Raw genomic sequence first — 22730 nt, 5'->3', positions numbered from 1 at the left:
ATTTAAACCTCCTCAGCGACCGATAAATTCTCGTTTTCTAAAATGTTGCTTTCTTCATCAAGTCCGAAAGCGACATTTTTCTCAATCCATTTTCTTCTCGGCTCAACTTTGTCGCCCATCAATGTCGTCACGCGCCTTTCCACACGGGCTGCGTCATCGATTTTAACCCTGACAAGCGTTCTTGATTCGGGGTTCATTGTCGTTTCCCAAAGCTGGTCAGCGTTCATTTCGCCGAGACCTTTATAGCGCTGAATCGTATATCCTCTTCCGACTTTTTTGAGGACGTCGTCCATTTCTTCATCAGACCAAGCATATTCAATGATTTCTTTTTTGCCAGACCCTTTGCTGACTTTATAGAGCGGCGGCAGCGCGATAAACACTTTTCCGTGCTCGATCAGCGGCTTCATATAGCGGTAGAAAAAAGTCAGGAGCAGCACTTGGATATGAGCGCCGTCTGTATCCGCATCTGTCATGATGATGACTTTGTCGTAATTGATGTCCTCAATGTCAAAATCAGCGCCGACCCCTCCGCCGATCGCATGAATAATCGTATTGATCTCTTCATTTTTAAAAATATCGGCCAGCTTCGCTTTTTCCGTATTGATAACCTTTCCGCGGAGCGGCAGGACAGCCTGGAATTTCCGGTCTCTTCCCTGCTTTGCTGATCCTCCGGCAGAGTCACCCTCCACGAGATACAATTCGTTTTTGGACGGATTCCTTGATTGTGCAGGCGTCAGCTTGCCGGAGAGCGTCGCTTCGGATTTCTTTCTTTTCTTTCCGCTTCTTGCCTCTTCTCTTGCTTTTCTCGCAGCTTCTCTTGCCTGGGAGGCTTTAATCGCTTTTTTGACGAGCAATGTTGCCGTTTCCCTGTTTTCTTCAAGGAAATATGCGAGCTGCTCGGAGACGATCGCATCAACGGCTGATCTTGCTTCACTCGTGCCGAGCTTTCCTTTTGTCTGTCCTTCAAATTGAAGAAGCTCTTCTGGAATCCGGACGGAAACGATGGCTGACAGGCCTTCCCGGATGTCCGTTCCTTCAAGGTTTTTGTCCTTTTCTTTTAAAAGGGCCACCTTTCTCGCATATTCGTTGAATGCTCTTGTCATCGCCGTTTTCGCACCGGACTCATGGGTTCCTCCGTCCTTTGTTCTGACATTATTGACGAATGACAGGATGTTTTCGGAATAGCCGTCATTAAATTGAAACGCAAAGTCCACCTCGATGCCGTTGTGCTCCCCTTCAAATGAGACCACTTCAGAAAGCGCGTCTTTCTCCTCATTTAAATAAGCGACAAAAGCTTCGATTCCGTTTTCGTATAAAAACGTTTCTTTTGTTTGATCGCGTTCATCGATCAATTCGATTTTTAATCCTTTTAACAAAAAGGCTGATTCTCTCAGACGCTCTGAAAGCGTTTCAAAGTTAAAAGTCGTTGTGCTGAACATCGTAGGATCAGGCTTGAAATGAATCAGGGTGCCGGTCTTTTTGGTCGTTCCGATTTTATCAAGGGATGTCACCGGTTTGCCGCCGTTTTCAAAACGCTGCCTGTAAACATTTCCGTCCCGCTCAATTGTGACTGTCAGCCACTCAGACAGGGCGTTTACAACGGATGCACCGACGCCGTGCAGCCCCCCGCTCGTTTTATAGCCGCCTTGGCCGAACTTTCCTCCGGCATGCAGCACTGTCAAAATAATTTCGGGAGTCGGTTTGCCCAGCTTATGCATTCCTGTTGGCATTCCCCGGCCTCTGTCTTGCACCGATATGCTGTTATCTTTATGTATCTTTACTATAATATGATTCCCATGGCCCGCAAGGACTTCATCGACGGAATTATCGACGATTTCATATACGAGATGGTGCAGGCCCCGGCTGTCTGTCGAACCGATGTACATACCGGGGCGTTTTCTGACCGCTTCAAGGCCTTCGAGCACCTGTATGGAATCATCATTATAGTCAAATTGCTGTTTCTTAACCAAATGCATAAACCCCTTTCAAAAATCAAACATTGCTTATAAAGAATAATACACACTCTGTCATGTAAAGCAAAGTATTATCCGATTCTTTTCCAATCGCTTCAAGCATTGTCGGGAAAATGTTAAAATGAAAGCCGTTTTTTTGCACAGCCGTCATTTTACACGATTCGTCCCTTGGAGGACAAGGCTTTTCCACCAGCAATTGGAAAATCATTCTTAAAAAAACTGTCCAAGACTTATTGTAGCCGTTTTTCACAGCAATTCGCAAACATATTCTCGCATAAAAAAGACAAAAACCCTTGAATAAACAAGGATTTTTGTCTTTTTTATGCCGATTTTGTTAACGCGTGTGCCACTTTTATACACAAATCCATAATCACCGTATAGCCTTTTTCGCTCAGAAGCCGATAAGCTTCTTCGTTGACAAGCCCCTGCTGCGCCCAAAACACATCTGCGTCTATCTCCAAGAATTCCTTTGCGACATCGCGCAGATGTTCGGATCTTCTGAACACATTGACGATATCGACATGTCCTTCAATGTCTTTTAATGATGCCACAGCCTTGACGCCCAGCGCCTCATCTATGGACGGATTGACAGGGATGATGTCATATCCCGCGTCCTGCATCGCTTTTGATACCATGTACGATGTTCTTTCAGGATTGTCGGACAGGCCGACTACCGCGATTCGTTTACTGTTTTCAAGAATGCTTTTGATTTCCTGTTTAGAAGGGTTTTCCATGGCGATCACTCCTTTTACGTTCAGTTTACACGAAATCAAAGGCGATAATCAAAATTTTCATATGATTAGGGCGCATTATCTTGTATGATATATACGGTACTTCTAAAGAAAAGCCGTCATGAAAAGCGCCTCTCATGTTAAAATAAAGAGAAGGGATCATCTAAAAAGGAGAAATGAAATGTTAATTGCTTTATTATTTGTTTTAGCCTATCTACTCGGCAGCATTCCGTCCGGCTTAATTGTCGGAAAGGCCGCCAAAGGAATCGACATCAGGGAACACGGCAGCGGCAATCTTGGCGCCACCAATGCATTCCGGACACTTGGGGTGAAAGCCGGCTCCATCGTGGTGGCTGCGGATATTTTGAAAGGGACGCTCGCCGCCTTTCTGCCCACCATCCTCCACATCGGCGTACACCCTTTGTTGGCCGGTGTAGCCGCAGTCATCGGGCATATGTTCCCTGTGTTCGCCAAATTTAAAGGCGGAAAAGCTGTCGCTACTTCCGGAGGCGTATTGCTTTGCTATCAGCCTTTTCTGTTTCTCACAATGATTGCGGTGTTCTTTCTGTTTTTGTATATCACAAAATATGTATCGCTTTCTTCCATTTTAACCGGCTTGTATACAACGGTTTACAGCCTGTTTACGAAAGATCTTTTATTGGTGGCAGTCGTCGCCTTTCTAACGGCGTTTGTCGTATACAGACACAGGACGAACATTAAACGCATTATGGATAAAACCGAGCCCAAAATCAAGTGGATGTCCGGCAAAAAATGAGCCTATCCGAAAAACATTATATTTTCATGATCGGACAAAATCGTTATATACTATAAATAGATTCAGCATGCTTTGAAACAAATGATGAAGGAGTGCTTGCCCGTGAATTTGAAAATTAATGAAGAGGCGCTTAAATGGTATAAGGACGAGCTTGATTTAAAAGAAGGAGATCAGGTTCGCTTCTTTGTCCGTTACGGAGGCTGCAGCAATGTTCAAAAAGGCTTCTCCCTTGGGGTTTCAAAAGATGAGCCGCAGCAAATCGGTGTGAGCGCGGAAAAAGACGGCATTACGTTTTTCGTTGAAGAAAGCGATGTATGGTATTTCGACGGCCATGATCTGCTTGTCACCTATAACGAATCTTCGGAAGAGCCTGTTTTTGAATATCAGTAAAAAAGAGCATTTTATAAAGCTTGCAGAGAAACTCTTGTTTTTCTGCAAGTTTTTTTATTTTTCATCTTAATTAAAGTACCGAAAAAAGCCTTCCAACACATAGACTGGCTCGCCTGAGTGTGCGGCAGCTGCACACCGTACGCTGCGTACACCTCCCGAATAACCGAGTGAGTATAGATTCTGTATATCTAAAATGCAGTTCGTCTAAAATAAACCGGCAAGGATTTTCCCATATTATACAGAGTCATTGAGATCGAGGTGTTTGACATGGTTTACGGTGTGAAAACCTTTATTTTGCTAGCTGTTTTTCTGATCTTTTATTTAACGGACCGAAGAAGGATCATCAACGGTTTTTTATTCAATCTATTTTTTTGTTCATTTCTTGTTCTATCCTACTATCTGGCATACGTTGTCGGAATCGGTTTTTTCAGACTGTTCGTCATTGTACCGCTGCTGATCTTTTTCTTTATCCTAACGTTTGGTCTATTTGCTTTAATGATCGGGTTATTTCTGAATGCGAGAATTCTTATCAAAAGAGAAGGACGGCGATTGTCTAATTGTTTGACTTTAATTTCCGGGTTAGGCATTATCATATTTTTCCTATTATCCGTGATTGACCCCGCTCGTTTTTTATCGCCAAATGTTCAGCCATTGTTTGCGGAATCATCGCTTATTACGATCTATTTCTTTTTTCATTTAACAAATTTCTTAACAGCTTATTTTCTATATCAATTTAACAGACCGAAGCTTAATCAGGATTACATCATCGTTCTCGGGAGTGGATTAATTAACGATACAGTACCCCCGCTTTTAGCAAGCAGGATCAATAAGGCTGTCGATTTTTATTTGAAACAGACAGCTGTTGCTTCTCCGCCTAAAATCATTTTCTCCGGCGGGCAAGGACCTGATGAAAATCTTTCTGAAGCCGAAGCTATGCAAAGATATGCTATAAAAAAAGGGATACCTGGAGAGCACACTTTGAAAGAAGACCGTTCTGTAAATACATATCAAAATATGCTTTTCTCCAAACAACTGATGGACTCATTAACAGACGGCAAATATAACAGCATCTTCACAACAAACAATTTCCATCTGTTCCGTGCCAGCCTATATGCAAAACGAGCAGGCTTGAAAAGCGATGGCATCGGTTCAAAGACCGCTTTTTATTATTGGCCGAACGCCATGATCCGTGAATATATCGCTGTTGTGGTGATGAATCGTAAACGGCATAGCATTGTCGTGGGAACTATATTGGGTATTTCTATCCTTTTGACCGCATTTAATTTTTTCATTGATTAAAAAATGGCAGTCTCAATTGATTATGATGGGTATTTTCGAAGGACATCTTCACCAAAAAGGTGTCTTTTTGCTTGGAAAATATAATTTCACTGCACTGATGCTTCAAATATATTTTTAATAGTCAGCATAACAGCGATTGATAGAATGGAAAACGATTTTCCCCCTATTTCGCAAAAACCTCCCCTTCTTTTATCTGCAACAAGCCACAACTGAAAAGTGATTTTCTCAAATGCTAAAGCCTCAATTTACCCTTATCAGATCTAATGGTGAACAGGTTCTTTTTTCTCAATGCTTCTCCCTGCTTCAAGTAGCTGTTTTTTTGGTGCGCTTGGACTTTAAATGCTTACAACAGTGAAAGGAATATGTAAGATAAATCAATGGTTTCGTTTGGAGGTTTTATATATGATGGGTTCGAGGTGATAAAAGATGAAATGGTTTTTAGGGATTTTAACGGTAGGACTGATGATTTTGGCCGGGGGCTACTTTTTATATTCCGGATATTATTCAACGGAAGATTATTACGTCAAAATTACAACAGATCCAAAAGTCGTTAAAGAAAAAACAAGTGATGGATACACATATATAAATTATAACTATGATGTTACGGGTTATGATAAAGATGGAAAACCCAAAAACCTAAAACTCTCTTCTCAGGAAAAAATGCAGAAAGGTCAGTATTATATTATTCATTGGGAAGACAGAAGGGAAATCATATCCAGCAAAGAAAAAGCAAGCGAGAAGCAAATAGATCAGGACATCATGCACAAATTAAACAATCAAAGTCAATGAGACGCTTACTCTGCTCCCTAAAACTTCTTGTTTTAGGGACTTTTTCACGAAAAATAAAATGACTGCGGCCTTATCAAGGCATGAAAAACACTAAGGTACGACATCATTGAAACTAAAGATATCGTTCCGACTTTTTCTCCTTCAATGTTTGCTCATCAGGATGAAACAAGCAAGGACAATGCTTGCTTGTTTCAAGGGTGTCCGGGTATCTCTAAAACACCGGATTATTCGAGCCTGAAACGCTTGATATGGCTTGAGAGCTTTTCTTGTTTTAAAATCTCGATCTGCTTCTCTCCCAATAAATCAAAGTGAGGAAATTTGCTTCTTTTATGGATCCACTCTTTTTTCAGTCCGTACTGTTTGCCCCACTCTGCAAGCTTATCAATGTTGCCGCATCCGGCTTTTGTCACGGTATTGACATCCGGATACCTGTCATCGAGCCAGTAATGCGTGAGGAACGCAACTTCGCCGTTTAAAACGGCGCGCTTCCATTCGTTCAGCTCGTTTCTTTTAATACCGAATGCCATTACTTTTTGGCCTCTTCATAAGCTTCATGCCACTTTGGATAAAGCTTACGGAACTGAACCGGTTTGAAGCTGTCCCCGTCAACGCAAATATGGGACGATGTGGCCTTCACAGCGGTTTCACCAGCGGAATTGAAGATTTCATACCCATATACCGTTTTAAAGCCATTATATTCTTCAATCCATGTATGTACCGTCGCGGTTTCACCGTAGCGAAGAGGTTTGACGTAGCGGACATTGATATCCACGACAGGCGACAGGATGCCGTCTTTCTCCATTTCGGCGTAAGAGAAGCCGAGTTCTTTAATTAAAGCCGTCCGTCCAACCTCCATCCAAATCAAATAATTGGCGTGATAGACGACCCCCATTTGGTCTGTTTCGGCATAGCGGACTTCTATTTCTTTTTTTGAGACGTACAAATTCCTCTACTCCCTTTTCACAATATATATAATCCAATCTTAGCATATAGAATGGGCAAAAACACGACAGACGGCTTCATGCAAAAAAACCAGGTCGCCCTGGTTTATTGATGATATCCGTTTTCGCGGTCTTCCGCCTCGTCATGGATTTCATTGCGCATCGCCTCAATGCTCTCATTTCGGCGTTGATTTTTTTCGCGGATCTGCTCCTGTTCCGCCTGGTTGGCAAAAGACAGCTGCTCCTCAGACTCCTCGATATTTTCGATTGTGTTCTGCACCATGTCTTGAAGCTTCTCCACGTTGTCTGATCTGTCATCCGGATGATGTTTTTGGTGTGTCATGCGGGTCTCTGCCTCCTTTTCTTCTTTACTCGCCTTTTGTCTGCATAATGATCGGCGTTTCTCCTGATTTATCATGCATCTTTTTTCCTTTGTTGCGCTTATATTCTACCGGTTTTGTCCCAAGATGGCTCGGGGCAAATTTAGACTGTTTGTCATGTTCCCTCGGCATGTCTATCCCTCCTTTTCAGCATTAGGATTCTCAAAAAGGAGCGTAAACATGAATCGATTTTTAAAAAGTCACTTCAGCTTAAATTTCTCTTCAAGCTTATCTTCCAGCCGATCAAGAAACTCCTGGTTGGTCATGAGCTCCTTTTTGTTTTCCAAGACAAGTTCTTCAAATGTCCGCCTTTTCGTTTTTTTCATGTTGAATCACCTCCAGCTTGTTTTCATTTTCACCATTTTTTGGGCGATATAAGCAAAAAAGCCGGGATTTTTTATAATCCCAGCTTTTCTTCCATATTCTTTTTCGACATCGTCCCAAGGACGATATCTTGAATCATTCCGTTTTCATCAATAATAAATGTTGTCGGATACGAAAAAATCTCGTATTTCGCATTGATGCCCGTGCGATCTAAGACGATAGGGAAATGTAAACCGTGCCTTTCGGCAAACGTTTTGACCGACTCTTCGTTTTTCTCGGAAGAGGTAAAGTTGACGGCCAAAACGGCAATGTCCTGATTTTCGTTTTGGAGTTCTTCCATTGCAGGCATTTCTATTTCACACGGTTTACACCAGGTGGCCCAAAAATTTAACAGCACTTTTTTTCCTTTAAAGTCTGATAAAGATACATCGTTTCCATCCTTTAAAGACGGAAGCGTAAAATCAGGCGCCTTGTCTCCTTTCGCAATGCCGATTTCGGCTTCCTTTTGCCCTGTGAAGTTCCATACCGCAAGACCGGCCAAAACGAAAAGAAACGCGGCAGCCAGCAATTTTTTCATCATCGGCATCCTCCAATTCAGGATCACGCTGAAAAAAGAAGAGAAAGCTAAAGGCTTTCTCTCCTCATTCAATTACTGTTTCATTTTATTGCGGAGCACCATTTGCAGGATTCCGCCGTGACGGTAATAATCGATTTCTACTTCGCTGTCAAAGCGTACAACAGCTTCAAACGACTTGACTGTGCCGTCTTCGGCAATCGCTTTGACTCGAACGAGATCCCGCGGGCGAACCGTCTCACTCACGTCAACTTCAATCGTTTCTTTCCCGGTCAAACCGAGCGTTTCAGCGTTTTCTCCCTCTTTAAATTGAAGCGGAAGAACGCCCATCAGCACAAGGTTGCTTCTGTGAATTCTTTCAAAGCTTTCTGCAATGACGGTTTTGATGCCGAGCAGATTTGTTCCTTTTGCCGCCCAGTCGCGGGAAGAACCCATTCCGTAGTCTTTTCCGGCAATGACGACCAGACCTGTGCCGTCTTCTTTATACTTCATGCAGGCATCGTAGATGGACATTACTTCTCCGGTCGGCCAATACGTTGTATAACCGCCTTCTGTACCCGGAGCGATCTGGTTTTTGATTCTGATGTTGGCGAATGTTCCCCTCATCATGACTTCATGGTTTCCGCGTCTTGAACCATATGAATTGAAGTCTCTAGGAGAAACGCCTTTTTCCTGCAGATATTTTCCGGCTGGCGTGTCTTTGCCGATCGCTCCCGCAGGAGAAATATGGTCTGTCGTGACAGAATCTCCGAATTTACCGACAATGCGCAAGCCTTTAAGCGGTTCAACCGTACCAGGCTCAACTGACATGTTTTCAAAGAACGGCGGGTTTTGAATGTAAGTGGATTCTTCATCCCATTTATACAGGGCTTCATCCGTTGTTTCAATCGCATTCCAGCGTTCATTGTCATCAAACACGCGCTCATATTCTTTTCTGAACAACTCAGGAGTAACGGTTTGCTTCACGACGGAGTTGATTTCGTCCATCGTCGGCCAAATATCGTTGAAGTATACGTTTTGACCGTCTTTTCCGACGCCGATCGGTTCGTTTTTCAGGTCAATATCTACCGTGCCCGCCAATGCATAGGCTACGACAAGCGGCGGAGACGCCAGGTAGTTTCCTTTGACAAGCGGATGAATCCGGCCTTCAAAGTTACGGTTTCCGGAAAGGACAGACGTAATCAGCAGGTCGTTTTCGGCAACCGCTTTTTCGATTTCAGGCGCAAGCGGTCCGGAGTTCCCGATACATGTCGTACAGCCGTATCCGACGATGTTAAATCCAAGCTCGCGCATATATGGAAGCAGGCCTGAATTGACTAAGTAGCCTGTTACGACTTTTGAACCCGGAGCCAGGGATGTTTTCACATAGTTCGGTACTTTCAATCCCAGTTCAACCGCTTTTTTAGCGACAAGGCCCGCACCGATTAAGACATAAGGGTTTGATGTATTTGTGCAGCTGGTGATCGCCGCAATCGCAATCGCACCCGTTTTCATGACGGCTTCTTCGCCGTTTTCAAGCTTAAATTTGATTTCTTTGTCAGCCTCACTCGCGTTTAAACCGAATCCCTGGTTCCCTGCAGGGCTTGCCAAATGCTTGTGGAATGTCTCTTTCATGTCAGTCAGCGGAATGAGATCCTGAGGACGCTTCGGACCTGAAAGATTCGCTTCAACTTTTGACAAGTCAATTTCAACGATATCGGTAAATACGGGATCTTCCTGATCAGGCGTGTAGAACAATCCGTTTTGACGGCAATATTCTTTCACCACATTGATATGTTCTTCATCACGGCCTGTTAAACGCATGTATTCCAATGCTTCCTCATCAACAGGGAAGAAACCGCAAGTCGCGCCGTATTCAGGAGCCATATTTGCGATTGTCGCACGGTCTGCAAGCGGAAGTTCTGCAACACCCGGTCCGAAGAATTCGACGAACTTTCCGACCACGCCTTTTTCACGCAGCACCTGTGTTACTTTAAGCGCCAAGTCCGTCGCCGTCGTGCCGTTCGGCAGCTTTCCGACAAGCTTCGCTCCGATTACTTCAGGTACAGGGAAATATGAAGGCTGGCCGAGCATGCCCGCTTCAGCTTCAATTCCGCCGACGCCCCAGCCGAGAACGCCGATTCCGTTGATCATCGTTGTATGGGAGTCAGTACCGACAAGCGTGTCAGGATAAGCGACAATCTCGCCGTCTTCTTCCACAGCATGGACAACGTTTGCCAAATACTCAAGGTTCACCTGGTGAACAATACCTGTAGCAGGGGGAACAGCCTGATAGTTATTAAACGCTTTCTTAGCCCAGCTTAAAAATTTGTAACGCTCTGCATTTCGTTGGAATTCAAGGTCCATATTAATTGTCAATGCATCTTCCGTACCCGCTTTGTCAACTTGTACGGAGTGGTCGATGACAAGGTCTACCGGTATTTCAGGATTGATTTTATCCGGATCTCCGCCGACTGAAGCCATCGCTTTTCTTAATGAAGCAAGGTCTACAACGGCTGGAACGCCGGTAAAGTCCTGCAAAATAACGCGGGATGGTTTGAAAGGAACGTCAATATCCTTTAATTCGGCAGTGCCCCATTTTGCCAAGTTTTCAACGTGTTCCTTTGTAATGACTCTCCCGTCTACTTGACGAAGAACGGATTCGAGCAAAACTTTAATGGAATAAGGAAGTTTTGATACGTTTCCGATTCCTTGATCCTCTAATGCTTTTAAAGAATAATAGCTGTACGTTTTGCCTTGTACTGTAAACGTTTTTCTTGATTGAAAAGCGTCTTTTTTTGCGACTTGTTGCTGATTCGCCATTTCTCCAAAATCCCCCTTTAAAGATCAAGATCATACGCCAGAAAAATCGGCATATTTCACCACAATTTTCTCACAATTTAATCTTAAAACAATTTTAAACATAAGTAAATATCAATGTTTTTATTAAATTCAATAAGAATGCCTTATATAAGGAAAAAAGTTTATTTTACTGGAAATACATTTTTTTATACAATACACCCGCTAAGGCTATACTACAGTCTGAGGTGATCGAAATTGGCCAAACGAAAAGCAAATCATGTCATCAATGGAATGAACAATGCTAAACGCCAAGGAAACGGCGCGGGATATATTGAAGATGACCAGCATATTCTCACTGAGGCGGAACGCCAAAACAACAAAAAACGGAAGACCAATCAATAAATCCTAAAAATCCTTCATGAATGGCTTAGGAGGTTAAGACATTGACAAATAAAAACGACGGCAAAGATATGCGCAAAAACGCACCGAAAGGAGCTCAGCCTGGGCAGCCAGAGCCTTTGAGCGGAAGCAAAAAAGTTAAAAACCGGAACCATACGAGACAAAAACATAATTCCAGTCACGATATGTAACATTTTCCGCGTCTTTCACGGCGCGGTTTTTTACTTACCTCTCTGGCGATGCAACCCCCTTCGAATCGCCTCCTTCACATGAATTCACAGCTGTGCATAATCTAACGGTAAGGCTAGGTATGGAGGAATGATCAAATGACAAATACAAAACGTTTCGATTCCGCAGATTTTGATAAAGAATGGATGAAACAGTTTGTTGACGACCCTTTTCTCCTCTATGATGAGACTTTTCCGATCGACCTTTATGAAACGAGCACTGAATATATAATCGAAGCAGATTTAAGCCGCTTGAATGCCCGGCACCTTGACATGACGTTTTCCGGCTACGATTTCAAGCTTGCGGTTAAAACCGATGAACAGCATTACGAAAAATCGCTGATGCTTCCTTTCTTTTTGAATGACAAACAGATCGAAGCGGAATGCGAGAACAGCATTCTTGCAGTTAAAATCAATAAGGAAGCAAGCCAAGATGAAGTTTCGCTTTCATTTCATATTCCTTTTATATCATACATGCACAACAAGCAGAACCCGGACAGCGCGTAAAACACTTTGCCATCCGGGTTTTTTTTCCGTTCGTTCGTCAAATATCCGCTAGCAATTCTCTATGGCCGATTAGGGAATTGCTATACAATAGATTATGTTCTAGCACCTCTTTTGATCAGGCCGGTGTCCCATTTTATATTATTTTTTCTATGTTCTTCTAAAACGCCTTCATGTAAAATAGGTTATAGACAAAGGAGTGATGAGAGATGCTGGAAGGATGGTTTTTATGGCTGATGCTCGCTTGGATCGTCATCATGATCGTCCTCTTGTCAATCGGCGGTTTTTTCATGTTTCGCAAATTTTTAAAAAGGCTGCCTAAAGAAGATGGGAAATCTGAGCTGGACTGGCAGGATTATTATATTGAACAGACAAGGCATTTGTGGAATGAAGAAGAAAAAGAACTGCTTGAAGAATTAGTTTCTCCCGTACCCGAACTGTTTCGCGATGTAGCAAAAGCGAAAATCGCCGGAAAGATCGGAGAACTCGCATTAAAGGAAAAAGCAGGTGCAATCGACCGGGATTTAATCGTCAGAGGCTATATTATGGCCACACCGAAAAAAGACCATAAGTTCCTCGTAAAGCGTTTAAAAGAAAAGAACATTGATCACTCTTCCTATCAAGAGCTTTTTAAATAAACAAAACCTTTCCTGAAAGAAGGAAAGGTTTTGTTTTAATTGACCTGTATGTGATTTGACGCTTCAATCTGGCTTGAAAGCTTTCTGAACGATAAAAACATGGCAATCCGCCAAGGAACGATCATCCCGAAAGCCAGAATCCAAAACATTCCGCTCAGTGCGCCGTAATCGATCGTTGTGCTTAATATGCTCTTCATCGCGATCCGGATGACGAGCAGCGCAATTAAAATAAACACAAACGATTTGGAGCGTTTAATATAGATTTTATCATCGCGGATTTCAAATTTTGAGGTTTTAATTAAGAAAATAGAAAAGATCATGCCCACTGTGAGAGCTTCCAAAAATTCGGCACCGGTCACGTGGAACATCGGAAATAAAAACATGAGAGCACCGGTGCTCATAAAAATCGGAGGCAGTATAATTTTTTTGGCCGTAGCCGGTTTTTCAGATGACTTGATTCTGACAGCCATGACAATGACGGCCATCACGACGGCAAGTATAGATGAAACGACGATCATCATACATATCATCCCTTTTTCTAAAGCTAATTTCTCTACTTGTTACTATACTCCAAAACGAAGAAAAAAACCATGTTCAGGTTTTTCAGCTGCAAGGATTTCCGAGCACGTGGCGAATCGCTTCGACGACTTTCGTCTCCTCGAAAGGCTTGACGATAAAGTCCTTGGCTCCGGCTTCGATCGCTTCAACAACGATTCGCTTTTGCCGCATGGCCGTACACATGATCACTTTCACCTTCGGGTTCAGCTGGATCATGTCCTTTAAAGCTTCAATCCCGTTTTTCACAGGCATTGTAATATCCATGATAACCAAGTCCGGCTGCAGCTCTTGATAAAGCAAAACAGCTTCTTCCCCGTTCCCGGCTTCACCCGCGACTTGCAAGTCTTCTGTTTCAAGTATTTCTCTGATTTTATCTCTCATAAATTTTGCATCATCAACAATTAAAACCCTTGTCATACTCCCCTCCAACATCATTATTCAATTTTGCTGTGAATAAGTCCTATTATAACAAAAAACCAAGGCGGTCCTTAGCCAGGTATCTAAAAGCCTCTGAAATCGCCGAACAGGCCTGACAGTACGATAATGATTTTCGTCATCCAGTCAAAGAACAGCAGGATTCCGACTGCAATCATTGCAATTCCGCCGATCTTCATGATGATGAGCTGATGCTTCCGAAGCCATTTCATCTTTGTCATGAAAAAAGACAGGAGCAGAAACGGCAGGCTGAATCCGAGCGCATAAAGCACCATATAAGGTACGGCCGACATCGGGTTCGTTCCGGCGAGTGTGATGACCGCTGCAAGAATCGGACCGGTGCAGGGCGTCCAGCCGGCGGCAAATGCCATTCCGATTCCGACAGAACCGAGCAGGCCGCCGGGCCTGTTTTTAAAATGGAGGCGCCTTTCTTTCATTAAAAATTCAGGCTTAAAAACCCCCAGTGTGACAAATCCAAAAAAGATGATGAATACCGCGCCAAGCTGCCTGATGAGCTGATGATAATCCTTAAAAAAGGACCCGACAAGCGATGTGCTGTAGCCGAGAGCCACAAAGATCATCGAAAAGCCAATCAGGAAAAAGATCGTATGTATCAGGCTCCTTTTTTGAAACATAAGTCTGTCAGAATGGATTTCACTCATGCTGACACCTGTAATATATGATAAAAAAGCGGGATACAGCGGCAGGCAGCATGGCGAAATAAACGATAGAAACCCTGCACCGAAAGCGAGAATATAGTTGATATCAGCCATCTCTTTCTCCCTTCTATTTTTTGGAATACTATGAAAGAAAATCATTTGATATGACAATTACATTTCAATTTCCTAACATATCACAAAAAAGGATGTTGATTTCACGAATTTCTTTATATAATCAATTTTGACAATTTACCCTTATCACCTTCAGAATTGAAAAGGAACCTATATATGGATATAATAACATTTAGTAGGCAACAAAAAGATGATTTTTACAGAAGAAAGGATAAATTCCTGTGATGAAAGAAAATCTGCTTCATGAAATTGAGGAAAAAAGAAAAGAGCTGCTAAAAATCGTCATGACAAACGGCATGACTTCACATATCACCATTCAGCACAGCCAGCAGCTGGATATCCTTCTTTTGGAATACCAAAAACTATCTCTCGGACATACACAATAATCATAGATCAAAATAAAAAACCCGGAAGCGGGTTTTTTATTTTATAACCATGTTCCTTCTATGTCATAATCGCATTCGTATTATTTCGTTTGATTTTCCATGGCTTTCATCATTTGATTAATTTTCTTCTGGGATGGTTTCATACCCATCTGCATCATCATCATGCGCAGCATTTGTTCATTAATTGGCGGATTTTTTTTCAAATAGTTCATCATATATTTACGAGCAATAAAAAATCCGAGTGCAACACCTGCGAGCAAAGCTAAAACGCCCACTAGGATGACAACCCATAAATCCATTTAATTTCCTCCTTCATGTTGTCTCGTATAAAGTGTACTAAACCAAACGCTATTATACAACATTTACAGTCCAAATTCTTTTTTTTATACAAAATTTCTTTCTTTCACAGGGTTCAGCCAGCCGTAACGTTTCATATTAAAATCCATCGCAAGGAAACACGGACTTACTTTCCGCAAAACCTCAAAGAATACCGTTTCGGCATCGAATGGACCCTTCGCCAAAATCTCAATATGTCGGTCTTTGATAATAAAAGAAGCGCTTCCTTTTGGAACAATCAATCTGTATACATAGTCAACTTGTGTATAGTCTTCCCGGCAGAGGTTCATTTTCATTCTTTTGTGTATATGGGCTGCGGGAATCGGTTTTGTAATGAACTCGATCTGCTTGGCGGCTAATGGAGACTTTTGATCGGGGCTCGTCCAATGATAATCGTAAAACAGCTTGAACATGACAGACTCTCTTCCAAAATAATGGCTGGCAAATTCCTCTTCTATCAAATACGTATAATAATGGCGTTCCATCACTGTCTCATCCCCCTGTATCGAAGAATATATGCTTTCTATTATACAAAAGGGGGTTAGAAATAATTGTCTGATGATGATAAAAGAAGCGACTAATTTTGTCGAAATGAAAAAAAGAGAATGATCCGCAGATCATTCTCTTTCATATGCCCGATTAGCGATTTAACAGTTTTTTCACCCGGTCAACTACATTCGCAGGCGTAAAACCGTATTCTTTCATGATCGTTTCGCCGGGAGCTGAAGCACCGAAATGGTCGATTCCGAGAATGTCCCCGTCAGTGCCGGTATATCTCTCCCATCCGAGCGGTGATCCCATTTCAATTGCGAGACGCTTTGTCACATCAGTTGGAAGAACAGCGTTTTTATATTCGGCCGGCTGCTTGTCGAAACGATCCCAAGACGGAACGCTGACAACGGATACGTCAATGCCTTCTTTTTTCAGCTCGCTTTGTGCGTCAAGCGCAAGGCCAACTTCAGATCCGCTCGCAAGCAAGATCGCTTGCGGTTTTTCGTTTTGGCTTTTCGAAACGACATATCCACCTTTTTCAACGCCTTCATAAGCTGCTTCAGGAGACTGATCGATTGTCGGCAAGTTTTGACGTGTCAACACAAGCGCAGTCGGCTGATTTTTTGATTGAAGCGCCAGTTTCCAGGCTGCTGCTGTTTCATTTCCGTCTGCAGGTCTGATGACGGACAAGTTCGGCAGCGCACGAAGTGATGCCAGCTGTTCAATCGGCTCATGAGTCGGTCCGTCTTCTCCGACGGCAATGCTGTCATGTGTAAACACATATGTGACAGGAAGCCCCATTAATGCCGCAAGACGGATCGCAGGTCTCAGATAGTCGGAGAAAACGAAGAACGTTCCGCCGAATACGCGAAGGCCACCGTGGAGAGCCATTCCGTTCAAAGCTGCTCCCATCGCAAATTCACGTACACCGAACCAAATATTTCTGCCGGCGTAATCTCTCGCTGAAAAATCTCCGCCGTTTTTGATTGTCGTTTTGTTGGAGTCGGCCAAGTCAGCGGATCCGCCAAAGAAGAACGGCACTTGTTGTGCGATTCCGTTTAATACTTCCCCAGAGGATGCACGCGAAGCAAGGCTGCTTCCTTTCTCATACGCAGGTACTTTCTGATCCCAACCTTCAGGAAGCTCGCCCTTCATCGCAAGTTCAAGCTCTTCGGCAAGTTCCGGGTGGGCTTTCTTGTATGCGGAGAACAGCTCGTTCCATTCCGCCTCTTTTTTCTTGCCCGCTTCTTTCACTGTTTCGTTAAAGTGTTCGTACACTTCAGAAGGGACATGAAAATCTTCTTCGTATGTCCACTCATACGCTTCCTTCGTTAATTTCGCCTCTTCTGAGCCAAGCGGAGCACCGTGAACGCCGGATGTTCCCGCGCGGTTTGGAGAGCCGAAACCGATCGTTGTTTTCACTTCAATTAATGTAGGCTGCTTTTCATTTTGTTTCGCTTTCTCGACGGCCGCCGTAATCTCGGCAATATTATTGCCGTCTTCAACATAAAGCACTTCCCAATTCATCGCTTCAAAACGCTGCTTCACATTTTCAGAGAATGAGCGGTTTAATTCACCGTCAAGCGAAATATCATTTGAATCATAAAGCACGATGAGACGGCCGAGTTTCAAATGTCCCGCAAGCGAAGCCGCTTCCGATGAAATTCCCTCCATCAAGTCTCCGTCACCGCAAATGCTGTATGTATAATGATCAACGACGCGATAGTCGTCACGGTTGTAAGTTTCCGCAAGGTGACGTTCAGCAAGCGCCATTCCGACAGCCATTCCGATTCCTTGGCCAAGCGGGCCTGTCGTCGCATCTACACCAGGAGTATGTCCGAATTCCGGATGTCCAGGCGTTTTGCTTCCCCATTGGCGGAAATTCTTGAGGTCTTCAATTGAAACGTCATACCCGCTTAAGTGAAGCATGCTGTACAGAAGCATTGATCCGTGTCCGGCGGACAGCACAAAACGGTCCCTGTTAAACCAATTCGGATTTTCAGGGCTGACATTCATCATTTTTGTCCAAAGCGCATAAGCCATCGGAGCAGTCCCCATCGGCATGCCGGGGTGACCGGATTTAGCTTTTTCAATCGCGTCTATGGAGAGTGTTCGTATTGTTGCGACAGATTTTAATTCAATCGTTTTCATTATGATCCCCTTCCTGTATGGACTCTACTTTCTTATCATAAATCTACCCATCGGTTTTCACAACCATTTCAGCTCAAAAGCAGTGAAAAATGACGAATCTTTGCCTTCATTTTAAATTGTAGTATATACAAAAAGGGAATACGATATCGGCGTATTCCCCAAATTAATGCAATCGGCGGTTTCTTTTTTCCTGTTTGAGCTTTTCAGGCGTCACATCATTACCTTCAGGATCAACAATCGTCACAGTTTTCAACGTGTTTTTCATAGACGCGCGGACGCCTTGAAGATATTCCTGGCGAAGCTTCTGCTGTTCTGCTTTTTCTTCGTCTGTTAAAGATCCGCTCTTTGCTTTTTTGGCAAGCTCGTTAATTCTGGCTATTTTTTCATTAGAAATCATAAGATACTCCTTTGATTCGGTATATATCCATCATACTACTAAATCCGCTTTCGTTTGACAACAGATTAGTCTGCAAGGCCGTCCTTATACTCCTGGTAGCGGCGGTGAACGGTTGCTTTTGAAATGCTGTATCCGAACCCTCTCAACACGGCTGCAATCTCCGCAAACGTCAGCTTGTTCTCCCTGAGCCTGACGATTTCTGAAAGAGGCGCTTCGATCCGCTCTCTCCCGCCGCCTTCATTGCGGTGTTTCAGATTCCTCTCCGGGCGGTAGCCGTTTTCGACCGCCTTCTTCATTCCCCGCTTAATTTTCAGGTTATGTATTTTCCGCTGGTATTCTTCGACAATGCCGACAATCTCCAAAACCATCGAATCCGCTTCGGAAAGCTCAAGTTTTCCCCGGTGAGCCAGCGTGTAGATTTGAACGCCTTCTTTATATAAACAGTGAAGAAGGGCAATTTTGGCATTCCCTCTTCCAAGTCGCGTATCATCCTGTATTAAAACTGCGTCAATGTCTGATGTTTTGATTTCCTCGAGCAGATCGAAGACGCCGTCGCGGTCCATCTCATATCCGCTCGCCTGTTCGGAAATGACGTTCACGACGTTCATCCCGTGCTCGGCGGCAAGCGACTGGAGCTCTTCAGCCTGCCGTTTTAATGAGGTTTCCTGCTGCTCCTTCGCAGTGCTTACCCTGGTGTAAATAATCGCATTCATGGAAATCCCCTCAATCATTTATTCTACAACTGCAAGCTGATATTGATCGGAGTGCTGTTTGGCTACCGGCAGGACCAAAACATCGCCCGGTTTAATAACGGAGGTCGGCAGATTGTTTTTATCGGCGACCCATTCGATGAATTTTTGTTTGTCAGCGGGTTTTCCGCCTTTGATCCGGTCGGCCAGCTCCCACAATGTATCGCCTTCCTGCACTTCTATTTTAACATATTGCTTTCTTTCTTCGATTTTACCGGCAAAAGACACAAACAGAATACAGCAGCTGATCACAGCAGTAAACAGACTGACAAAAATCAATGATTCTCTTTTCATATCCATCACCCCAGAATGTTTGTTCGGTTTTATGATTTCAGTATACATACGAACAAATGTTTCTGTCAATCGTTTTTTTCGAACCTATGTTTGTACTCAAAGGAAAAACATGCTATAATCTAGCTAAAATCGACGTTTTGAGGTGCAAAAAATGACGAAGCTATCAAAAAGACAACTTGATATTTTGCGTTTCATTAAAGAAGAAGTGAAACGCAAAGGCTATCCGCCTTCCGTCAGGGAGATCGGAGAAGCGGTCGGCCTGGCGTCAAGTTCAACGGTACACGGCCACTTGGCAAGGCTTGAAACGAAGGGATTGATCAGAAGGGATCCGACGAAGCCGAGAGCGATCGAAATTCTCGATACAGAGGAAGAAATTCACATTCCAAAAAACCAGGTTGTCAATGTCCCGGTCATCGGAAAGGTGACGGCCGGTACGCCGATTACCGCAGTCGAAAACATTGAGGAATACTTTCCGCTTCCAGACCGCCTGGCGCCGCCGGATGAGCATGTCTTTATGCTGGAGATCATGGGCGAAAGCATGATCGATGCCGGAATTCTTGATCAGGATTATGTGATAGTCAAACAGCAGAACACCGCAAACAACGGAGATATCGTCGTTGCGATGACCGAAGACGACGAAGCGACTGTTAAGCGGTTTTTCAAGGAAGAAACCCATATCCGCCTTCAGCCGGAAAACCCGACGATGGAACCGATCATCCTCCAGAATGTGACGATTCTCGGAAAAGTCATTGGCGTATTCCGCACGGTTCATTAAAAAACGGACTCATCAGCAAAACCGCCGGTCGGCGGTTTTTTTTCGCACGAAAAAACAGGCTCACATCCATACGGAAATGAAGGATGCGAGCCTGAAACAGAGGGATTGATCATATGCTTACATTACCATTATCCCCCAAACAAGTTTTCCTGTCAACAAAAATGTTTCCTTGAGGAAACATTTATCGTTGTCTCCCTTTTATCGAACGATAAACAAAATTCTCGTCCCGTCAGCGTAATCGCTCAGCCTGTTCCCGACCCAGGAGCCGGCTCCGCGGTTATCCGATGAGCTGACATATCTGACCGACGCTCCTTTTCCCCCTTCTTCACACATGGCCATCGGCCATTCGTCACGGTCAAAGCCCGGCTTAGTCGGAATCCCCTTTAATGATTCCTGACGGCGCTTATCCGCTCCAGATCTTTCAATTGTGCAGACATCTGAATGGCCCGCTTTGATCGCATCGCTTATATGAGCACCTGTTTCAGGATAGCGCGATGCCGGAAAATACAATACGTCATCATACCTTGCAGCGCCTTCGGCATGCTGAGGAGAATATGCAGCCCCTCCCGAAAGCCCAAGCAGCACCAATGCGGAAAACAGCAGATGAACCGCCCATTTTTTGATCATGACAAAAACAACCTCCTCTTGTATATGCTGGTGTCACTAACAGATTAAGAGAGAATTGTTTTTGCTTTTCGGGCTCTTTGTGAAAAAGACGTTTAGATTGTGTAAATAAACGTAAGTTAAATGCTCGGGTCATACCCGTGAAAAACTGCATGTACTTTTTGCGTCCGCTCTAAACGTATACACGGCTGCCGTAAGGAAACATGCGGCTGCCGGATATGCAAATTTTTTCATCGTTGTATTTTTTAAAAATGATTCATTCACACAACAAAAAAACAGGCGGAAAATCCGCCTGTTTATACGGCAACTTCAAATGTCAGCTTGTCGCCGTGCTTATAGTCAATTAATTTAAAATCATCGATTGTAAAGTCATAAAAGTTTTTGATGTCCGGGTTGATCCACAGCTTCGGCGCTTCATATTGCTCGCGTTTCATCTGAATGTTTAAATTATCGATGTGACGGGTATAGATGTGACAGTCGCCGATATTGAAGATGTATTCGCCCAGCTCATAACCGAGGACTTGGGCGATCATGCGCTGCAAGACGTTATATTGGAACACATTGAACGGGTTGCCAAGCGCCATGTCATTGCTTCTCGCTCTTACTTCCAAAGAGAGCTTTCCTTCTTTCACATACCATTGCGTCTCATAGACGCAGGGCGTCAAGGCCATGCCGTCCAAGTCATCGGGATTCCACAGCATGGTCAAATGCCTGCGTGAAGACGGATTATGCTTTAACTGATGGAGCAAATAATCCACTTGATCGGCTTTCTGCCCGTTAACCGTTCTGTTTTTCTTCGCTAATTGATAGCCGTAGGCTGCTCCGATTGTGCCGTCTTCAAGCCGCCATTGATCCCAAATATGAACCCCCATATCGTTCAAAACTTGAACATCATTGGATTTCAGCTGCCAGATCCAAAGCAGCTCTTTGATGGCCGTTTTCCACGCCACCTTCTTCGTCGTCAAAATCGGCACTTCCGAATTGTCAAACCGCATTTTTTCGCTCATGATGCTCAGCGTATGAGCCGGCGTTCCGTCTGAATCCCACTTCGTCCGGACCTGATATTCTTCATCGGAGATCCCTGATTCAATAATTTTTTGAATGATTGCATTGTATTGCTGGTCATAATGGCTCATCTTATCCTCTCCTCTTTCCACATGATATGTATAAAATGAGTTTTTTTCAAGATTTAAGATCATGCGCGGGTTTGATAAATCTCCAACGCTTTCTTGATAACATTTTTATCGTATCCGGTGACATCATGGATTTTCTCAGTCCAGCCTTCAATTGTGTCCGGCTTCGCTTCTCTGTATAATCCTTTGCTCGTGCTAAGATATATGTCCCAGCCGCTGAATTCCCAAAGCGCGATTTCATGTTGAAACTGAATTCTGCATTCCAGTAATGGCGAAGGCTTCAATGCCGCTTGCGAGCATTCAGCCGCCTCCCAAAAAACGGACATGTCAACAGGGTCTGTAGAGTAGACTTGAGTTGACACCTTTCCGTTCGGCCGATGGTAAAGGACCTTAACTCCGCCGGTTGTCGGCTTGACTTGAATTTGTGCTGCCGGGAAAAAACCGTCCAGCTTTTCACTGGTATAATCTTCACATTCGCAGTCGATCAGAATCGGCTGCAGCCATTGATCTCCCAGATCACATAAAAAGCGCCGTCCTCTTTCATCAAGCGCGATGACTGCGGCATGCGCGCGTTCTGTTTTGAACGAACGGCCGATCGGAAAAGCTTCCACTCCGTCTTTTGTAAACTCGTCCAGCAGCCAAATCGAAAGGTCAAAGCAATTGCCGGCAATGCCGTACTCTTGGTGGTGTTCCTTCATCATTGAGACGTTCCGCTGTTTCTGATCCCCTCCCTGATGATAAAACCATGCCTTTGTCAGCGTTTCCATCGGAAAAGCGTCGAATCTTCTCCACGTACGGAGAATGGCATCCGGAGCAAACATCATCTTCCCCCCTGTCCAGAAGCGATTGTTAACACTATTATATACGGGCGACCGAGACGAAAA

Annotated in this window: 31 protein-coding genes; 10 read left to right on the top strand and 21 right to left on the bottom strand. The window is 43.9% G+C overall.

The genetic code is table 11. The annotated features are described in order from the left end of the window. Nucleotides 1–2: 2 nt before the first annotated feature. Together parE and ACH97_RS18450 are read right to left on the bottom strand one after the other, a co-directional pair. Entirely contained in the window at nucleotides 3–1970 is a 1968-nt protein-coding gene (gene parE, locus ACH97_RS18455) for a DNA topoisomerase IV subunit B (protein ID WP_020451614.1), read from the bottom strand. 323 nt (nucleotides 1971–2293) lie between these two features. Next, on the bottom strand, nucleotides 2294–2707 hold the full coding sequence (locus ACH97_RS18450) for a CoA-binding protein (RefSeq protein ID WP_020451613.1): 414 nt from the start codon (nucleotides 2705–2707) through the stop codon (nucleotides 2294–2296). A 178-nt stretch (nucleotides 2708–2885) separates the two neighbouring features. On the opposite strand from ACH97_RS18450, the gene plsY reads away from it, so the two are divergent. The 4 genes from plsY to ACH97_RS18430 all read left to right on the top strand — a co-directional run bounded on the left by plsY (nucleotide 2886) and on the right by ACH97_RS18430 (nucleotide 5957). Then, nucleotides 2886–3479, top strand: a complete 594-nt coding sequence (gene plsY, locus ACH97_RS18445) for a glycerol-3-phosphate 1-O-acyltransferase PlsY (protein WP_023857586.1) — start codon at nucleotides 2886–2888, stop codon at nucleotides 3477–3479. 102 nt (nucleotides 3480–3581) lie between these two features. After that, a complete protein-coding gene (locus tag ACH97_RS18440) occupies nucleotides 3582–3869 on the top strand; it encodes a HesB/YadR/YfhF family protein (RefSeq protein WP_020451611.1) in 288 nt (95 codons plus the stop codon). Between the two features lie 267 nt (nucleotides 3870–4136). Continuing rightward, entirely contained in the window at nucleotides 4137–5168 is a 1032-nt protein-coding gene (locus ACH97_RS18435) for a YdcF family protein (RefSeq protein ID WP_020451610.1), read from the top strand. 426 nt (nucleotides 5169–5594) lie between these two features. Further along, on the top strand, nucleotides 5595–5957 hold the full coding sequence (locus ACH97_RS18430; protein WP_020451609.1) for a YxeA family protein: 363 nt from the start codon (nucleotides 5595–5597) through the stop codon (nucleotides 5955–5957). Between the two features lie 224 nt (nucleotides 5958–6181). Here ACH97_RS18430 and ACH97_RS18425 read toward each other — a convergent pair whose 3' ends face one another. From ACH97_RS18425 to acnA, 7 genes are all read right to left on the bottom strand, one after another. Next, a complete protein-coding gene (locus ACH97_RS18425; protein WP_020451608.1) occupies nucleotides 6182–6484 on the bottom strand; it encodes a hypothetical protein in 303 nt (100 codons plus the stop codon). Further along, nucleotides 6484–6900 carry a YbgC/FadM family acyl-CoA thioesterase gene (locus tag ACH97_RS18420; RefSeq protein ID WP_020451607.1) on the bottom strand — a complete coding sequence of 139 codons (417 nt, stop codon included), beginning with the start codon at nucleotides 6898–6900 and terminating at the stop codon, nucleotides 6484–6486. Before ACH97_RS18420 ends, ACH97_RS18425 begins: the two co-directional genes overlap by 1 nt. 104 nt (nucleotides 6901–7004) lie before the next feature. Next, nucleotides 7005–7241 (bottom strand): small acid-soluble spore protein Tlp, encoded by a 237-nt coding sequence (tlp, locus tag ACH97_RS18415; RefSeq protein WP_023857589.1) that lies wholly within the window; start codon nucleotides 7239–7241, stop codon nucleotides 7005–7007. A gap of 25 nt (nucleotides 7242–7266) precedes the next feature. Beyond that, complete coding sequence (locus ACH97_RS18410; RefSeq protein WP_003182261.1) at nucleotides 7267–7410, bottom strand: acid-soluble spore protein N; 144 nt, start codon at nucleotides 7408–7410, stop codon at nucleotides 7267–7269. Nucleotides 7411–7478: 68 nt separating this feature from the next. Further along, nucleotides 7479–7604 carry an FbpB family small basic protein gene (locus ACH97_RS23155; protein ID WP_023857590.1) on the bottom strand — a complete coding sequence of 42 codons (126 nt, stop codon included), beginning with the start codon at nucleotides 7602–7604 and terminating at the stop codon, nucleotides 7479–7481. A gap of 71 nt (nucleotides 7605–7675) precedes the next feature. Continuing rightward, nucleotides 7676–8182, bottom strand: a complete 507-nt coding sequence (locus tag ACH97_RS18405) for a redoxin domain-containing protein (RefSeq protein WP_020451605.1) — start codon at nucleotides 8180–8182, stop codon at nucleotides 7676–7678. Nucleotides 8183–8251: 69 nt separating this feature from the next. Then, nucleotides 8252–10978, bottom strand: coding sequence for an aconitate hydratase AcnA (gene acnA, locus ACH97_RS18400; protein ID WP_020451604.1), 2727 nt, complete (start codon nucleotides 10976–10978; stop codon nucleotides 8252–8254). Between the two features lie 234 nt (nucleotides 10979–11212). On the opposite strand from acnA, the gene sspO reads away from it, so the two are divergent. The 4 genes from sspO to ACH97_RS18380 all read left to right on the top strand — a co-directional run bounded on the left by sspO (nucleotide 11213) and on the right by ACH97_RS18380 (nucleotide 12725). Next, entirely contained in the window at nucleotides 11213–11359 is a 147-nt protein-coding gene (gene sspO, locus ACH97_RS18395) for a small acid-soluble spore protein O (RefSeq protein WP_020451603.1), read from the top strand. Nucleotides 11360–11400: 41 nt separating this feature from the next. Continuing rightward, a complete protein-coding gene (locus ACH97_RS18390; protein ID WP_003182250.1) occupies nucleotides 11401–11547 on the top strand; it encodes a small acid-soluble spore protein P in 147 nt (48 codons plus the stop codon). Between the two features lie 135 nt (nucleotides 11548–11682). Next, a complete protein-coding gene (locus ACH97_RS18385) occupies nucleotides 11683–12090 on the top strand; it encodes an Hsp20/alpha crystallin family protein (RefSeq protein WP_020451602.1) in 408 nt (135 codons plus the stop codon). 206 nt (nucleotides 12091–12296) lie between these two features. Next, the gene (locus ACH97_RS18380; protein WP_020451601.1) at nucleotides 12297–12725 is read left to right on the top strand and encodes a DUF2621 family protein; all 429 of its coding nucleotides are present in this window, start codon (nucleotides 12297–12299) and stop codon (nucleotides 12723–12725) included. 35 nt (nucleotides 12726–12760) lie between these two features. Here the strand turns inward: ACH97_RS18380 and ACH97_RS18375 are convergent, their stop codons facing one another. From ACH97_RS18375 to ACH97_RS18365, 3 genes are all read right to left on the bottom strand, one after another. Beyond that, nucleotides 12761–13255 (bottom strand): CcdC family protein, encoded by a 495-nt coding sequence (locus tag ACH97_RS18375; RefSeq protein WP_020451600.1) that lies wholly within the window; start codon nucleotides 13253–13255, stop codon nucleotides 12761–12763. 73 nt (nucleotides 13256–13328) lie between these two features. Continuing rightward, nucleotides 13329–13700 (bottom strand): response regulator, encoded by a 372-nt coding sequence (locus ACH97_RS18370; protein ID WP_020451599.1) that lies wholly within the window; start codon nucleotides 13698–13700, stop codon nucleotides 13329–13331. Nucleotides 13701–13783: 83 nt separating this feature from the next. Continuing rightward, nucleotides 13784–14491, bottom strand: a complete 708-nt coding sequence (locus ACH97_RS18365; protein ID WP_020451598.1) for a cytochrome c biogenesis protein CcdA — start codon at nucleotides 14489–14491, stop codon at nucleotides 13784–13786. Nucleotides 14492–14733: 242 nt separating this feature from the next. Here ACH97_RS18365 and ACH97_RS18360 point away from each other — a divergent pair, with 242 nt between their 5' ends. After that, nucleotides 14734–14895: an aspartyl-phosphate phosphatase Spo0E family protein gene (locus tag ACH97_RS18360; protein WP_020451597.1), complete on the top strand. Its 162-nt coding sequence runs from the start codon at nucleotides 14734–14736 to the stop codon at nucleotides 14893–14895. Nucleotides 14896–14975: 80 nt separating this feature from the next. Here ACH97_RS18360 and ACH97_RS18355 read toward each other — a convergent pair whose 3' ends face one another. The 6 genes from ACH97_RS18355 to yneA all read right to left on the bottom strand — a co-directional run bounded on the left by ACH97_RS18355 (nucleotide 14976) and on the right by yneA (nucleotide 19314). Next, nucleotides 14976–15194, bottom strand: coding sequence for a YneF family protein (locus ACH97_RS18355; RefSeq protein WP_003182236.1), 219 nt, complete (start codon nucleotides 15192–15194; stop codon nucleotides 14976–14978). Between the two features lie 84 nt (nucleotides 15195–15278). Beyond that, on the bottom strand, nucleotides 15279–15716 hold the full coding sequence (sirA, locus tag ACH97_RS18350) for a sporulation inhibitor of replication protein SirA (RefSeq protein WP_020451596.1): 438 nt from the start codon (nucleotides 15714–15716) through the stop codon (nucleotides 15279–15281). Nucleotides 15717–15870: 154 nt separating this feature from the next. Continuing rightward, a complete protein-coding gene (tkt, locus tag ACH97_RS18345; RefSeq protein ID WP_048350288.1) occupies nucleotides 15871–17874 on the bottom strand; it encodes a transketolase in 2004 nt (667 codons plus the stop codon). 163 nt (nucleotides 17875–18037) lie between these two features. Continuing rightward, nucleotides 18038–18271 (bottom strand): DUF896 domain-containing protein, encoded by a 234-nt coding sequence (locus ACH97_RS18340; protein ID WP_020451594.1) that lies wholly within the window; start codon nucleotides 18269–18271, stop codon nucleotides 18038–18040. 65 nt (nucleotides 18272–18336) lie between these two features. Beyond that, nucleotides 18337–18984, bottom strand: coding sequence for a YneB family resolvase-like protein (locus ACH97_RS18335; protein WP_020451593.1), 648 nt, complete (start codon nucleotides 18982–18984; stop codon nucleotides 18337–18339). 18 nt (nucleotides 18985–19002) lie between these two features. Continuing rightward, nucleotides 19003–19314 carry a cell division suppressor protein YneA gene (gene yneA / locus ACH97_RS18330; RefSeq protein WP_020451592.1) on the bottom strand — a complete coding sequence of 104 codons (312 nt, stop codon included), beginning with the start codon at nucleotides 19312–19314 and terminating at the stop codon, nucleotides 19003–19005. Between the two features lie 151 nt (nucleotides 19315–19465). On the opposite strand from yneA, the gene lexA reads away from it, so the two are divergent. Then, nucleotides 19466–20089, top strand: a complete 624-nt coding sequence (gene lexA / locus ACH97_RS18325; RefSeq protein WP_020451591.1) for a transcriptional repressor LexA — start codon at nucleotides 19466–19468, stop codon at nucleotides 20087–20089. Between the two features lie 198 nt (nucleotides 20090–20287). Here lexA and ACH97_RS18320 read toward each other — a convergent pair whose 3' ends face one another. From ACH97_RS18320 to ACH97_RS18310, 3 genes are all read right to left on the bottom strand, one after another. Next, entirely contained in the window at nucleotides 20288–20716 is a 429-nt protein-coding gene (locus tag ACH97_RS18320; protein ID WP_020451590.1) for a NucA/NucB deoxyribonuclease domain-containing protein, read from the bottom strand. Between the two features lie 293 nt (nucleotides 20717–21009). Next, on the bottom strand, nucleotides 21010–21849 hold the full coding sequence (locus ACH97_RS18315; RefSeq protein ID WP_026579651.1) for a thymidylate synthase: 840 nt from the start codon (nucleotides 21847–21849) through the stop codon (nucleotides 21010–21012). A 59-nt stretch (nucleotides 21850–21908) separates the two neighbouring features. Beyond that, nucleotides 21909–22670: a hypothetical protein gene (locus ACH97_RS18310; RefSeq protein WP_041817207.1), complete on the bottom strand. Its 762-nt coding sequence runs from the start codon at nucleotides 22668–22670 to the stop codon at nucleotides 21909–21911. Nucleotides 22671–22730 lie beyond the last annotated feature (60 nt).

It is taken from the genome of Bacillus paralicheniformis (assembly GCF_001042485.2).
Lineage (GTDB): Bacteria > Bacillota > Bacilli > Bacillales > Bacillaceae > Bacillus > Bacillus paralicheniformis.
This window is presented reverse-complemented; position numbering and strand designations above follow the sequence as displayed.